Genomic DNA, 13,550 nt, shown 5'->3' with positions numbered 1-13,550 from the left:
TCGCATCCATTATGTTCATGTCCGCGGCCTGGCCCTTCCTCGCGGCGGTTCCAGCCGGCCAGACGACTTCATCAACTCCGCGATGAAAGTTCTTACCGCCTTGATCGGTCCGGACTCCTTGAGTTCACCATGCACCGCCAGCCACACTTCCAGTGCAAATGCATCGCTGCCCACGCCTACCAGATCGGCCGACGCCTCCGCCAGGAAACACGGCAGCATCGCCACCCCGGCGCCGCTGGCGGCAATGGCCAGTTGCGTGCTCATGTCGTTGACGCGCAAGGCGATGGTGCGCGTTCCGGCAATTTTCAGAATCTCCCGCGCAAGCGGGTAGGCATCGTGATCCGGGTCATAAGCAACGAACTCCCAGTCGCGCGGCCGGCGCAACCGGGGGTACCGCGGCGACGCATACAAACGAAACAGCATTTCTCCCAGCGGCTGCGCGACGTAATCTGCTTCGGACGGCCGAGCCAAGCGCAACGACAAGTCTGCTTCGCGCCGCGTCAGCGAAACCACCGTCGACTCGCTGGTCAACACCAGTTCGATTTCAGGATACCTCTGGCGGAACATGGCCGCCGCCGGCGCCAGAAAGTGCGCGACGACAGTCAGCGGTGCGCTCACCACGACACGCCCTCTCAGGTCGCTTTGTCCGGCACGGATGACGCGCTCGATACCGAACGCCACCTCTTCTATCTGCGCCGCCAGCGCCTGCACGCGCCGCCCGGTCTCGGTCAGCTCAACCTTGCGCGGCAGGCGTTCAAGCAAGCGCGCCCCCAGTTCGGCTTCAAGCGCCGCCACCCGGCGACTGACTGTCGCATGCTCGACGGCGAGCGTGCGCGCGGCGGCAGATAAACTTCCCGCTTGTGCCAGTGCATAAAAATAACGCAGATTTTCCCAATCGAACATGTGCAAATTTTAACAATTAAAATCAATTTTTTGTTAATTTACACCCATTTTGCCACTGCTTAAACTTGCCTTTTCACATTCCTCTGAAAGGCAAAGCAATGAACAATACCGGTTTCAGCGAACTCGTACGGCGTCGCCGTTCGGCACGCGGTTTCCTGTCCAGGCAGGTCAATCCCGCGATCATCGCCGCCGTCATCGAAGAAGCTCAGTTGGCGCCGTCCAATTGCAACACGCAGCCGTGGATCGTGCATGTAGTCAGCGGCAAGACGCGCGACGAACTGGCATCCGCCATGATCGCCGACGCCAAGGCCGGCCGGCGTACTCCTGATTTCCGCTTCGAGCGCGAAGCGTATAAGGGGATATATCAGGAGCGCAACCAGGAGCAGGCCCGCACCTACTATGAAGCCTTGGGCGTGACTCGGGACGACAAAGCCGCACGCGAAACGGCCTACCTGCGCAATTTCGAGTTCTTCGGTGCACCGCATGCGGCCCTGCTGTTCATGCCGGCGCCGTATGACGTCCGCATCGCCGGCGACATCGGTATGTTCGCGCAAAATTTTCTACTGTCGCTGACATCGCGTGGACTGGCTGGCATCCCTCAGGCTTCGCTCAGCTACTTTGCCGCGACGACCCGGAGGATCCTCGACGTTCCCGAAGAGTTGAAATTATTCTTCGGCATCTCGTTCGGCTATGCCGACGAACAGCATCCCGGCCACGGCTTCAGCCTTGGCCGCGCACCGCTGGAAGAGAATGTAGTGTTCCACGTTTAGCCGAGATACCTGCCGCGGACAAGATCAGGCAAGCGACCGTTGCAGGAAGTCGAGGATCGTTTCCGGCAATGCGCGATGGAACTGCGCCCGGTCGAAACCGGGCGGATCCTGTGACGGCGGAAAATTCGGCCGCTGCAGCGCTGCCGGAAAAGGCGTCAGGAAAGAAAAATGTCCGGCGCCCGCCACCACCGAAAATTCCAGTGGCGTGCTTGACGGCAGCTGCGACAAGACTTTCCGGATGTTTTCCGCAGGCGTGATCGGGTCATGCTCTCCCGCCAGCGCCAGCAGAGGCGCATGCACGTCATCGAGCGCGCCGGGCGCCATGAACCAGTCGGTCGCCGGCGCCAGCAAGACGGCGGCACGGATGCGCACATCCGCGGCGACCGGCAACGCAGTCCCCGACCGCGACCAGGGATGCCCGCCGACCAGCGCCAGCGCGGTATAGCCGCCCATCGAATGACCCAGCATGGCAATGCGATCCGCATCCGCCGCTGCGCGGAAGAAAGCATCCGCGAGCACGGCGTCGAGTGCGCGCGACGTCTGCCCTGGACGCGCTATCGCGGCGGCATCGGTGTTGGACAGCGAGCGGTCGTTGCGATTGTCGCCGGCATGCTCCGGACTGACGACGATGTAGCCGTGTGCGGCGAGGTGACCGGCGATGCTTCGGTACAGCAGATGCGATCCGCCGCCGCCGTGCGACACCACGCACACGGGAAACCGCCCCGATGCGATAGGAGCGTCCGACGCGGCGTCGAACACGTAGGGGCCGATGGTCGTCTGCGCAGCATCGGCCAGGGTGGGATATTGGACCACGCAGGGCGCGCTTGTGCCTCGTTCGGGATCGGAGATGTGCAGCGTGCGGATGCCTGAATTCATGCGATTGAATGCCTTTGTGTTGTCAGTGATCAAAACGAATCGTGCGGCAATTGCTCATTACGAGACCGAAACAGGGACTGACAGCACCGCACCGGCAAGCTGCAGATTTCCAGGAGTGGATACGCGGCCATGCTCGCGTGGCGAACAGCCCATCACGCGTTTGAATGCCTTGCCGAAAGCGCTGTCGGATTCGTAACCGAGCGAGAGCGCAATGGCGGTAGTCGATTCGCGCGAATTCTTCAGCCTGTCGCCGGCCAGCAGCATACGCCAGCGCGTCAGGTATTCCATCGGCGTGGAGCCGACCGTCTGCTTGAAGCGCAAGGCAAACACCGAGCGCGACATGCCTACGCGTTGCGCCAGCTTCTGCAGCGTCCAGTCATGCGCCGGATCGTCGTGCATGCAGCGGATGGCTGCTCCCATCTGCTTGTCCGCCAGCGCAAACAGCCAGCCCCCGCCCTCCTTCGCGCCTTCCGCCAGATGCAGCCGCAGCGCCTGCACCAGCATCATGTAGGCGAGTTGCTGCGTGATCAGCGATCCGCCCGGTTGCGACTCGCGCACCTCTTGCGCCATGCGTTCGAGCGACCAGCGCATGGCCGCCTTGTCGGACTCCTTGCGGATATGCACGATCGGCGCCAGCGAGCTCAGCAGGAAATCAGCATGGCTGCCGGTCAGCACGAAGTGGCCGCCGACCAGATAGCAACTGGTTTCTTTCTTCTCGGCGCGCCCGTCTTCAGAGCGCCATTTTGCACGCAGCGTCAGGAACTCCACCGGCGGCACGGTCAGATCGGTGGCCAGACGAAATGGCGCTCCCGGCGGCAGCAGATAGCAATCGCCAGCCGTGAGCAACACCTTGTCTGCGATCCCCTCGACGGAAAGCCAGCATTGTCCAGACACCACGGCATAGCACTTGATGCCTTCATGCCGAGGCCATTGGATGGCCATCTCGCCGGGAATTTCGAATCCGCCGGCGACATAGCTGCGCGGCTTGAACAGCGATAAGACTTCTGAGAGCGGATCCATATGCCTCCGGACGATTGAACCAATAAAACGGACTTTATAGCATGGATAGTACTGCTGCAAGCGCCTATATTGCGTTCATCGGGTTGCGCTTCCGCAGCCCTTCAACTCAACACAAGGGTATTCTTCATGCGTATTTTCATTACCGGCGCGACCGGTTTCATCGGCTCCACCATCGTTGCCGAACTGCTCCAGGCGGGCCATCAGGTGCTCGGCATGACCCGCTCCGACGTCGGCGCCCGGTCGCTGATTGCAGCCGGCGCGGAAGTGTTCCGCGGCGACCTGCAGGACCTCGACAGTCTGCGTCGCGGCGCGGCTGCTGCGGACGGCGTCATCCACACGGCGTTCAATCATGACTTCTCACAGTTCGTCGCCAATTGCGAAGCCGACCGCCTGGCCATTGAGGCACTGGGCTCCGCACTGGAAGGTTCTGATCGTCCTCTGATCATCACCTCCGGCACCGGCATGGGTGCAGCAGCACCAGGCCAGCCAGCCGTCGAAGACAACTTCGATGCCAACCACCCGAATCCGCGCAAGGCTTCGGAACTGGCCGGCGCGGTCGTGGCGAATCGCGGCGTCAACGTCTCGGTGGTGCGCCTGCCGCAGGTCCATGACACGGTCAAGCAAGGCCTCATCAGCCCCTTGATCGAGCTGGCCCGCGCCAAAGGCGTCGCGGCGTACGTCGGCGACGGCGGCAATCGCTGGCCGGCAGTGCATGTCAGCGATGCCGCCCGCCTCTATCGATTGGCGGTGGAACGCGCGCAACCCGGCAGCCGTTACCACGCCGTGGCGGAAGAAGGCATCACGATGCGCCGCATCGTCGAAGTCATCGGACAGGGCCTGAAGATTCCGACGGTCAGTGTTTCTCCTGAGGAGACAGCCGCACACTTCGGCTGGTTGGCAGGCTTCGTCGGCCGCGACCTGCCGGCGTCGAGCACACAGACGCAGGAAGTGCTGGGATGGCGTCCGACCGGTCCGGAACTGCTTGCCGATCTCGAGCGGATGAATTACTTCAGCGTTTAAAAAAAATGCGCCGGTGTCATGATGACGTCGGCGCATATTGATACGATCAGAGAAAAAAACCGCGATCAATCCCACTCGCCGGCTTCTTCGACGAGGACTTTCTTGCCTTGCATGACCAGGAGACGTCCGTCTTCCAGAACACGGTAGTAGACGTCGCCCTTCCTGAATTCATAGCCGAGGAAGCGGCATGGCGTCACGCCGTCGGCGCACAAGGTATGCAGCGTCTTGCCGCGCAGTCTGATGCTCTTGCCGGTCTTCCTGCTGGTGCCGATATACACGACATTGTCGCAACTCACCACCCCCTCTTCACAGCCCTGGATGTCGATGACGAATGAGGGTGTCGTCAGTGTGTCGGCGCATGCGTGATCAAACGATAAAGACAGCAACGCGAGAAAGATGTATTTCTTCATGGCGGAATAAGAGGTTCACGGATTTCGGTCAAGCAAGTCGCTGGCCAGCGTCTTTCCCAATTGCCTGGAAAGTGTTGCAAGCGCTTCCAGCGCGGGCTGTGGCGCGGCGCGCAACGACCCTATGCTGGGAAAATCATAAGGAGTGGAAGCCGGCAAATTGGTCATGAAAAAATTGAATGACCGATCGGTCGCCACAAATACCTGTTTCCGGAGGAACCGTCGATCATCCACTGCCGCGCTCATTGACACCAGCACATACGGTTTGTAGACCTTGGACGTGATTGTCTTGTAGACGAAACCTGGTTGAATAAAGCTACGTACGACAATCGCAGTTTCCGCAGGAGAAGCCCGGCTGACGTATTCTTCATCGGTCAATCTGGTCACCATGTAGCCATTGGTTTTCAACAGATTGATGAAACTATCCGAAAAGCCGACGGTAACTTTATCCGCCCAGGAAGGCAGGACGCCATTGATCTCGAACTGTTCTGCGATTAATTCATCCGCAGAAATGAAGCCGGCCCAATCCGGCCGGATCAGCTTCAGCTCCTTTGTTTTTTCGATACGCGGCTCAATGAAAACGATGTTCTTGATACCCAGTTCGTTTGCACCGATGTTTGGCTGACGCAAGGCGCATCCCGACAGCAAGAAGCTGAATAAAAAGAGTGTGCCTGCGCATGATCGCGGCATGCTCCTCGTTAATCGAAGAATTAATTCCTTCATTCGGCATCCTGTTAAAAGTGATCAGATTTCAAGAAATCGTTTTTCAAATCGGCCGGCAATCTTTGTGCTTATTCCTTGTACACGACGTTGTCATCCACCCCGTATAAAACACAAGCCTTCCCGGCCCGCTCTTCGCATCGCTTCAACGCCTGCGCGTTGACGTCTTCCTTCGTCCCGGCATTCCAGCCCCAGTGCTTGCGCGTCGGCGCCACCGCAAACGCCTTGGGCGTCGGCGCCGCAAGATAACGCTGGTATTGCTCCCGGCCCTCGTCGCTGTCCAGCGGCAGTTTGTTCAGGTCATCAACGGCGGCAAAGCCGCTTGCCGGGAATTGCCGTGCGCGCAGCCGGTCGGGCAGCGTGTCCTGGTCCGGACTCGCAATGCGGCGAGTATCCGTAATCACGCCGCGCTGCAAGGCATCGGTCGGTATTGCTTCGCAGCTGGTGATCTTCTTGCGTTCCTGTCCGTCGCAGAAGAATACGCTGTTGCCCAATGTGGCAGCAAGATCGGGATGGTAGAAACTCGCCGCGCCCTTGTTCTTTTTAATCGCGATCCAGCGCTTGACCAGTTCCGGATCCGCTTTGCCGTCCGAGTAGCGGATGATCCAGTCGTACAGGCCGCCGCGAATGACGGAAGCGCCGTTCAGATTACCCTGCGCGTCATAGTGTCCATGGAAACCGACGCGGGTCTGGTCGAGCGGATAGTCATCGGTGAACAGCCGCTGTTTGCCGCCCAGGAACATGCGCGAACACGAAGACACGCAATATCCCGATACGGCCGTGGTCACGCCCGCCTTGCGGAAGAACTCGCCGATCTCGTAACCGGTCCCGGCTTCGCCGCCATGCGAGTTGCGCAGGATGACCAGATCGATATGGGGATTGGCGGCAAACGCATCCTTGACCATCGCCCACTCGGCACCGTTGACCGGGCCGGACAGGATGATGGTGTTACCGAACTTTGCCAGGTCCATGGCGGACACGGGTGCTGCCGAGAGCGCCAGGACGCAGATTGCAGCAGCTTGGGATGCGAGACGTGATAACGACGGGCGTAATTTTATGGATGTCATTTTTATTTTTTCCAAACGAATCCCGATGGGTGGATGTCGCATTGAATCATATATCAACCTCTACAATGCCACCCTCCCAACGCCCTGCTTCGTTGTCGATAACGACGAGGCAATTGCCAGGTCCATCTGCCGCAACGACCAGTTCGCCGTCCGAATCCCAGAACGCGCTGCGGCCTGCACTCGCAAATCCACCCGAAGGCGCTGCATGATTCGCGAGCAGAACACCCATCTTGAAATCCACGGAGTATTGCCGTAGCAGGGACGAGTCCAATGCGTACCCGTTTTCGGAAATCAGGACACTTGCAAGATATAGCGAGGCGCCTTCGGCGGCTGCCGCAACGGCGTGGGCCCGGTGCGTCGTATCGGCGCAAATTGCCAGCGAGAATGCGTGCCCATTTTCATGCAGACGGAATGCGTCAATCGTGCCAGCCTGCACAAACTGTTCTTCCCCGGGATGCAGGTAGCGCTTGCGGTAGATGGATGTCGCGCCGCCCGGCGAATACACGATGGATCCTATGGACGGCAATCCGGCTTTTTCTCCAGCGACTGCCGCGCCGACAATGATCGTCATTCCCGCCTCGACGGCCATTGCCTGAATCGGAGCAAGCAACACGTCATCCGGTGCGACCACGCATGCGCTGAGGTGCGGCAGCTCGTATCCGCACACGGAGAGCTCAGGAAAAGCCAGGATGTCGACGTTGGCCTGGCGGGCGGACGCGATGAATTTCAGATGTAGCTGAACGTTCGCTTCGATATCCATGGGTACGGACGGCGATTGTGCTGCTGCGATTCTGATTGTGGTCATGGCAGTGAGAACAAGAAAAATGGAATTTCATTGCGATATTTTTACGTCAGGATCAGCCCCGGTTTGCGCTTTTTGGAGATGTGCTTATCCAAGCCGATACGCCCTGCTCGACACGCCCACCGAATTGCCATCGGGATCCTTGACGTTGGCAAACGCATAGCCGTTGGCCTGGTGCGTGCTGCCGAAGACCAGACCGCGTTGTGCGCTCTGCGTTTTGAAGACCTCCACATCCTCGACGCTGAACATGAGCTTCACGCCAGCCTGGCCGAGCTTGACGCTTTTGGCGGCCTGGTGGATCAGGATGCTGGCGCCGCTGGCGGGTGCGGTCAGCTCGATCAGCCCCTCCACCATTTCCCCTGAAGTTTCGAAGCCGAAGAACTGACTGTAGAAGGCGGCCGTGGCGGGTGGATTTTTTGCGTAGATGAGGATGGTGTTGAGTACTGGCGGCATGGCGACCCCAAGGTAGTTGGCGGGCTGATGGATATGGACGGTATTTTGTTGCCCGCAACTCTATCAAGGAACGCTATTTTTTTCAGCGGTATTTTTGCTTGCTCAACCGTCTTTCTTCAAACGCATTTCATGGCAACCGCCACAAAAGATGACTCAGCAAAAATCCCGGCTGTGGACGTTGATCTCGCCCAGCAGGTGCGACAGATCGACCAGCCGCTTGGCGACCAGATGCTTGACGCCGGCGTGGGTCTGCCAGATGCCGTAGACACCCAGCAAGGAGGCGTTGAGGACTTCGTTGCGCTGCTTCTCGACCAGCGAGGGCCAGATGATGACGTTGGTTGATCCGGTCTCGTCTTCGATGGTGAGGAACAGCACGCCCTTGGCGGTTCCCGGCCGTTGGCGCACCGTGACGATGCCGCAGCCGCGCGCGAACTGGCCGTCCTGGAACGTCGCCATCACGTCGTGCGGCAGGAATTTCTGTTTGGTCAGGATGGTGCGCAGCAAGGCCAGCGGATGGCGGCGCAGCGTCATGCCGGCGCTGCGGTAATCGGCGACGATGTCTTCGGCCTCGGACGGCGCCGGCAACTGCAAAGTCTCTTCGCGTGACGGCGCGCCGCGCAGCAGGTCTTTGGCGGGCGCGGCGTCGAGCGCCTGCCACAAGGCTTCGCGGCGGTGGCCGCTGAGCGTGGCCAGCGCATTGCCGGCAGCCAGCGCCTGCAGGTCGCGCTTGTGCAGGTTGGCCCGCCGCGCCAGGTCTTGCAAGTCGCTGAAGGCTTGTTCCAGGCGCGCCCGCTCGATGCGCAAGGACGGTTCTTCCTTGAGGCTGCCGATCAGCGACAGGCCCAGGCGCACGGCGGGTCGTTCGGCGCCGACTTCTTCCAGCGCGCTTTCCCAATTGCTGCGCGTCACATCCGCCGGCAGCACGCGCACGCCATGGCGTCGCGCATCCTGGATCAGTTGCGACGGCGAGTAAAAACCCATGGGCTGGCTGTTGAGCAGCGAGCACAGGAAAGCTTCCGGTTCATGGCATTTGATCCAGCTGCTGAAGTACGCCAGGTTGGCGAAACTGGCGGCGTGACTCTCGGGGAAACCGTAGTCGCCGAAGCCCTGGATCTGGCGGAAGATGGCGTCGGCAAACTCTTGCGTGTAACCGCGCTCGAGCATGCCGTCGATCAGTTTCTTCTGGTACTTGTCCATGCCGCCCTTGCGCTTCCACGCCGCCATCGCGCGCCGCAGGCCGTCGGCCTCGCCGGGCGTGAAGCCGGCCGCCAGCACGGCGATCTGCATTACCTGCTCCTGGAAGATCGGCACGCCGCGTGTGCGTTCCAATGCCTGCTTCAATATTTCCTTGGGATAGGTTTCCGGCTCCAGACCTTCGCGCCGCCGTAAAAAAGGATGGACCATGCCGCCCTGGATCGGCCCCGGCCGCACGATCGCCACCTGCACCACGAGGTCGTAGAAGCGACGCGGTTTCAGGCGCGGCAGCATGCTCATCTGGGCGCGGCTTTCGATCTGGAAGACGCCGATGGTATCGGCCTGGCAGATCATGTCGTAGGTGACCGGATCTTCGCGCGGAATGTCCTGCAACCCGAACGATATGCCGCGCCGCTTGCCGACCAGCTCCAACGCGCGCCGCAAGGCCGACAGCATGCCCAGCGCCAGCACATCAACCTTGAGCAGGCCGAGCGATTCGAGATCGTCCTTGTCCCACTGAATCACCGAGCGATCCGGCATGGCGGCGTTTTCTATCGGCACCAATCGCGACAGCTTGTCGCGCGCAATCACGAAGCCGCCGCTGTGCTGCGACAGATGCCGCGGGAAGTTGAGCAATTGCCGCGCCAGGATGGCCCACTGATGTGCGATCGGCGACTGCGGATCGAGGCCGCATTCGGCGAAGCGGTCCAGCAGGTTGTCGCGGTGGTCGAACCACTGCTGCGACTTGGCCACCTTGTCGACGATGGACTCGTCCACGCCAAGCGCCTTGCCGACGTCGCGCAGCACGCCGCGCGGCCGGTAGGTGTGCACGGCGGCGGCGATGGCGGCGCGCATGCGGCCGTATTTGCGGTAGATGTACTGGATCACCTCTTCGCGCCGCTGGTGCTCGAAGTCGACGTCGATGTCGGGCGGCTCGCCGCGCTCCTTGCTGATGAAGCGTTCGAACAGCATGGTCGAACAGGTCGGATCGACTTCGGTCACGCCAAGGCAATAGCACACCACCGAGTTGGCCGCCGAGCCGCGACCCTGGCGCAGAATGCCGTTGTCCTTGGCGAAACGCACGATGTCGTAGACGGTCAAAAAGTACGGCTCGTAAGCCAGGTCGTTGATCAGCGTCAGCTCATGTTCGAGCTGTGTGGACACTGACTCCGGGATGCCGGCGGGATAGCGCAGGTGGGCGCCGAGATAGGCTTCCTGCCGCAAATACGCGGCGGGCGTCTGGCCTTCAGGCACCAGTTCTTCGGGATATTCGTAACGCAGTTCATTGAGCTTGAAGTTGCACAGGGACGCGATGCGCAAGCTTTCTTCCAGCGCCGCCGCCGGAAAAATATTCGCCAGCCGCAACCGCGAGCGCAGGTGCTGCTCGGCGTTCGGCGCCAGGTCGTAGCCGCAGTCGCCGACCGCCTTGCCGAGCCGGATGGCGGTCAGCGTGTCCTGCAAGGGCTTGCGCGAACGCACGTGCATGTTGACATGGCCGACTGCGACCACCGGCAATCGACTGGACTCGGCAGCCTCCTGGACCACGCCGCGATGCAGGTCGTCGAGCGGCCGGTACAGCTGGGTCAGGCCTAGCCAGGCGCGCTGCGGAAAGGTGCGCGCCAACCAGTCGGCCTGCTGCGCCAGCAACGTGGCGTCGGCCGGATAATGCGGCGCCAATACCAGCAGGCAATCGGGCAAACCGCGCAAGTGCGCATGCGAGGCCTGCGGCGCGGAAAAATCCTCAATGCCGATGCGATAACTTCCCTTCTCGGCACGCGTGCGACCAAGCGTAATCAGCTCCGACAGGTTGCCGTAACCTTCGCGATTCTGCGCCAATGCGATCAGCGTGAGCGGCGGCTGCCCTGCTTCCCATTCAATGCGAAAACAGGATCCGATGATCAGCTTCATGCCGGCGTTTTTGCTTTCCACATGCGCGCGCACCACGCCCGCCAGCGAACATTCGTCGGTCACGGCCAGCGCCGTGTACCCCAGCTGCACCGCGCGCGCGGCGAGCTCTTCGGCATGCGAAGCGCCTTCGAGGAAGGTGAAGTTGGACAGGCAAAACAGTTCTGCGTAATCGGGGATCCGCACCGGCATCGACGTGGGCTTCTCAGGCATGGAGCACCTCCCTCAGCCGAACACGCCGTGCAGATACCAATGCGGTTCGACACCGTCGACATCGCCGATGCGCTCGCGATAGATCCAGTAGTGGCAATGATCGGCGCCTGCCGCGATGTAGTAGTCGCGCGTGACCAGCAGCCCGTTCCACCAGCCGGCTTCGATGCGTTCGGGTGGCGACACCGGGCGCAGGCGCGAGCCGTAATACGGCCGGTGCTGGCGCATGACCAGCGCCACCGGCTTTTCCAGCAGCCAGCCCGGACGCGGCGGCAACGGGCGCGCGTCGAGCGGCGCGGCCGGCTCCATCACGGACACCCAGCGGTTGGCCTGCTCCGGCCGGTAGTCGGCCAGCGGCGACGGCTGCAACACGTGTTCGGCGCCCAGCCGCGCCACCAGCAATTCGACCAGACGCTTGTAGTCTTCCGGTGTGCCGCCCGGCTCGGGAAACAGGCTCTCGCTGGCCGGCGCCATGGCTTCGGTGCGCGCCGCTTCCAGCACCACGGCGATGACGGGGGCACTGATCTCGAGCTGCGCCAAGCGCTCTTTCAGCAAGCGGATCAGGTGCGCGTCCTGCCAGGTCGGCTCGGCCAGGGCGAGTTCGATCACGGTCGGCGCGACGGCCTGGCGGCCGCGTTCGTGCTCCAGTTGCACGCACACCTGCGTGACCGCCAGCTGGCGCGCCGTGAGCCAGCCGCACAGTTGCGCCAGCAAGGCTTGCACGGTGTGCTGCGCAGCCTCGGCATGTTCGATGCGCTCGGTCAGTTCGATGCGCTGGCGGAAGCTCGGCGGCGTCTCTATCCAGGCATGCAGTTCCGTCGCTTCGCCGTAGGCGCAATCGAGCGCATCCAGCATGCGGGTGTCGCCGCGCCGCTGCAGACCGGCGCGCGGCAAACCACGCAGGTCGGCGAGATTGCGGCAGCCGATTCCCTTGAGCCAGTCGAGATAAGGCAGCGCGGCCGGCAAGGCGCTTACCGGCAAGCGATCAAGGCGGCGCTGCAGGCGCGGCCTACTCAGCGTGCGCGGATGATGATGACCCGGCAGATGGCAATGGCGCGCCAGCAAGGCGGCGCCGGCTGCGGTCGGGGCGCAGCTGACGGCGGCGGTCAGACCGAGCTGGCGCACGGTGGCGCGCACGCGCCGGCACAAGGCGCGAATGCCGCCGAACAAACGCAGGCTGGCGCCGATGTCGAGCACGATGGTGGCGTCGTCGCTGAAGGCGGCTTGCGGCGTGTATTGCAGCAGCGCGGTGGCGGCGCCGGACAGCGCCTGCGCTTCGCGCTCGATGGCGCGCTCGTGCATGTGGGCGCGCGGCAGCAAGGCCAGCACACCGCCGCGGCGCATGCCGTAACGCACGCCGGCGTCGCAGGCCGGCTGCGACGCCGCCATGACGCGGGTGTGCTCCAGCACGACCGCGTCAGCCTCATCCGACCAGTTCGGATAAAACACTTCCAGCGGTAACAGGGGCAGGTGTACGGCGATCCACAGACGCATGATGCAAAAGATTCAGAGAAGGCAGTGAAACAAACAAGGGGGTGTCGCGTTGCGGACCGCGCCGCTTGACGAAGCCGATATCGACGCCGCCCGCGGCGGCCGTCAGCGACAGCCGCAACGGCGCCGGCGAGGCATCCTGGGCGCAACTGAGCGGCCGCAGCATGACGAACAAGGTATTGCCTCCCTGCGCCGCCAGATGCAGCCGGCGCACGCTCTCCTTGCGCAGATTGCGCTGCCAGAACAGCAGCACGGCGCAACTGTCCGATTTCAGTATCTGCTCGGCGGCCCAGGCGGCGTCGGCGCTGGTGGCGGCGCGCACCGACAGCAGGCGTGCAGCATCAACGCCCAGCTGGCGCCAGCCGATCGCTTGCGGCGCGTGCGGCGTCTGCACCAGCGCAATACGGCGCGGCGCCAAGGCTTTCAAGGCAGGGCCAAGCAAACGCAACTCTCCCGCTCCCGGTTGCCGCAACAGCAAGTCGATCAGCGCCCCGGTCGGCCAGCCATGCCCCGGCAACTCCGCCGACAGCTCCGCAAAGCCGGTGTCGAGACAGCGCGCGCCGCCCCGCGCCAACTGCGATGCGCGCCAGAGGGAGCTGTGAATGCTTTGAGGACTGTCAATAATGTCAAGAGATGGCGGAGGCATAAGGCATTGAATACTGTGTTTATATACAGTATATTGCCAGCTCCGCTTAGTCAACCTGAGATGCGC

At 62.0% G+C, this 13,550-nt stretch carries 13 protein-coding genes; 2 read left to right on the top strand and 11 right to left on the bottom strand.

Annotated features, from left to right (window positions below):
• Positions 1-15: 15 nt before the first annotated feature.
• Positions 16-903: a LysR family transcriptional regulator gene (locus tag ACIROW_RS00125; RefSeq protein ID WP_402270591.1), complete on the bottom strand. Its 888-nt coding sequence runs from the start codon at positions 901-903 to the stop codon at positions 16-18.
• A 98-nt stretch (positions 904-1,001) separates the two neighbouring features.
• Between ACIROW_RS00125 and ACIROW_RS00120 the strand changes: the two genes are divergently transcribed.
• On the top strand, positions 1,002-1,673 hold the full coding sequence (locus tag ACIROW_RS00120) for a nitroreductase (RefSeq protein ID WP_402270589.1): 672 nt from the start codon (positions 1,002-1,004) through the stop codon (positions 1,671-1,673).
• Between the two features lie 24 nt (positions 1,674-1,697).
• Here the strand turns inward: ACIROW_RS00120 and ACIROW_RS00115 are convergent, their stop codons facing one another.
• Both ACIROW_RS00115 and ACIROW_RS00110 read right to left on the bottom strand, forming a co-directional pair.
• Positions 1,698-2,549: an alpha/beta hydrolase family protein gene (locus tag ACIROW_RS00115; RefSeq protein WP_402270587.1), complete on the bottom strand. Its 852-nt coding sequence runs from the start codon at positions 2,547-2,549 to the stop codon at positions 1,698-1,700.
• 57 nt (positions 2,550-2,606) lie between these two features.
• Complete coding sequence (locus ACIROW_RS00110; RefSeq protein WP_402270585.1) at positions 2,607-3,569, bottom strand: AraC family transcriptional regulator; 963 nt, start codon at positions 3,567-3,569, stop codon at positions 2,607-2,609.
• Between the two features lie 126 nt (positions 3,570-3,695).
• On the opposite strand from ACIROW_RS00110, the gene ACIROW_RS00105 reads away from it, so the two are divergent.
• Positions 3,696-4,589 carry an SDR family oxidoreductase gene (locus ACIROW_RS00105; RefSeq protein ID WP_402270583.1) on the top strand — a complete coding sequence of 298 codons (894 nt, stop codon included), beginning with the start codon at positions 3,696-3,698 and terminating at the stop codon, positions 4,587-4,589.
• 65 nt (positions 4,590-4,654) lie between these two features.
• Here the strand turns inward: ACIROW_RS00105 and ACIROW_RS00100 are convergent, their stop codons facing one another.
• From ACIROW_RS00100 to imuA, 8 genes are all read right to left on the bottom strand, one after another.
• Entirely contained in the window at positions 4,655-4,999 is a 345-nt protein-coding gene (locus ACIROW_RS00100; RefSeq protein WP_402270581.1) for a hypothetical protein, read from the bottom strand.
• Positions 5,000-5,014: 15 nt separating this feature from the next.
• Positions 5,015-5,719 carry a hypothetical protein gene (locus ACIROW_RS00095; protein ID WP_402270579.1) on the bottom strand — a complete coding sequence of 235 codons (705 nt, stop codon included), beginning with the start codon at positions 5,717-5,719 and terminating at the stop codon, positions 5,015-5,017.
• Between the two features lie 68 nt (positions 5,720-5,787).
• Positions 5,788-6,696 (bottom strand): hypothetical protein, encoded by a 909-nt coding sequence (locus ACIROW_RS00090; protein WP_402270577.1) that lies wholly within the window; start codon positions 6,694-6,696, stop codon positions 5,788-5,790.
• Positions 6,697-6,829: 133 nt separating this feature from the next.
• Positions 6,830-7,588 carry a carbon-nitrogen hydrolase family protein gene (locus ACIROW_RS00085; RefSeq protein WP_402270575.1) on the bottom strand — a complete coding sequence of 253 codons (759 nt, stop codon included), beginning with the start codon at positions 7,586-7,588 and terminating at the stop codon, positions 6,830-6,832.
• An 84-nt stretch (positions 7,589-7,672) separates the two neighbouring features.
• The gene (locus ACIROW_RS00080) at positions 7,673-8,038 is read right to left on the bottom strand and encodes a VOC family protein (RefSeq protein WP_402270574.1); all 366 of its coding nucleotides are present in this window, start codon (positions 8,036-8,038) and stop codon (positions 7,673-7,675) included.
• 153 nt (positions 8,039-8,191) lie between these two features.
• Positions 8,192-11,350: an error-prone DNA polymerase gene (locus ACIROW_RS00075; protein WP_402270572.1), complete on the bottom strand. Its 3,159-nt coding sequence runs from the start codon at positions 11,348-11,350 to the stop codon at positions 8,192-8,194.
• 12 nt (positions 11,351-11,362) lie between these two features.
• Complete coding sequence (locus tag ACIROW_RS00070; RefSeq protein WP_402270570.1) at positions 11,363-12,841, bottom strand: Y-family DNA polymerase; 1,479 nt, start codon at positions 12,839-12,841, stop codon at positions 11,363-11,365.
• The gene (gene imuA, locus ACIROW_RS00065) at positions 12,771-13,484 is read right to left on the bottom strand and encodes a translesion DNA synthesis-associated protein ImuA (protein ID WP_402270568.1); all 714 of its coding nucleotides are present in this window, start codon (positions 13,482-13,484) and stop codon (positions 12,771-12,773) included. The genes ACIROW_RS00070 and imuA overlap by 71 nt, the downstream gene beginning before the upstream one ends.
• Positions 13,485-13,550: the final 66 nt, after the last annotated feature.

Origin of the sequence: Herbaspirillum sp. NPDC101397 (genome assembly GCF_044767325.1) — a bacterium.
GTDB lineage: Bacteria > Pseudomonadota > Gammaproteobacteria > Burkholderiales > Burkholderiaceae_D > Herbaspirillum.
Note: the sequence above shows the minus strand (reverse complement) of the source record. Positions and strands in the feature narration are given on the sequence as shown.

Bases quoted from the DNA above. Each gene is read 5' to 3' on its own strand.
- ACIROW_RS00125 (WP_402270591.1), bottom strand. From the start codon at position 903: ATGTTCGATTGGGAAAATCTGCGTTATTTTTATGCACTGGCACAAGCG.
- ACIROW_RS00105 (WP_402270583.1), top strand. From the start codon at position 3,696: ATGCGTATTTTCATTACCGGCGCGACCGGTTTCATCGGCTCCACCATC.
- imuA (WP_402270568.1), bottom strand. From the start codon at position 13,484: ATGCCTCCGCCATCTCTTGACATTATTGACAGTCCTCAAAGCATTCAC.
- ACIROW_RS00085 (WP_402270575.1), bottom strand. From the start codon at position 7,588: ATGACCACAATCAGAATCGCAGCAGCACAATCGCCGTCCGTACCCATG.
- ACIROW_RS00115 (WP_402270587.1), bottom strand. From the start codon at position 2,549: ATGAATTCAGGCATCCGCACGCTGCACATCTCCGATCCCGAACGAGGC.
- ACIROW_RS00095 (WP_402270579.1), bottom strand. From the start codon at position 5,719: ATGAAGGAATTAATTCTTCGATTAACGAGGAGCATGCCGCGATCATGC.
- ACIROW_RS00075 (WP_402270572.1), bottom strand. From the start codon at position 11,350: ATGCCTGAGAAGCCCACGTCGATGCCGGTGCGGATCCCCGATTACGCA.
- ACIROW_RS00100 (WP_402270581.1), bottom strand. From the start codon at position 4,999: ATGAAGAAATACATCTTTCTCGCGTTGCTGTCTTTATCGTTTGATCAC.
- ACIROW_RS00110 (WP_402270585.1), bottom strand. From the start codon at position 3,569: ATGGATCCGCTCTCAGAAGTCTTATCGCTGTTCAAGCCGCGCAGCTAT.
- ACIROW_RS00070 (WP_402270570.1), bottom strand. From the start codon at position 12,841: ATGCGTCTGTGGATCGCCGTACACCTGCCCCTGTTACCGCTGGAAGTG.
- ACIROW_RS00080 (WP_402270574.1), bottom strand. From the start codon at position 8,038: ATGCCGCCAGTACTCAACACCATCCTCATCTACGCAAAAAATCCACCC.
- ACIROW_RS00120 (WP_402270589.1), top strand. From the start codon at position 1,002: ATGAACAATACCGGTTTCAGCGAACTCGTACGGCGTCGCCGTTCGGCA.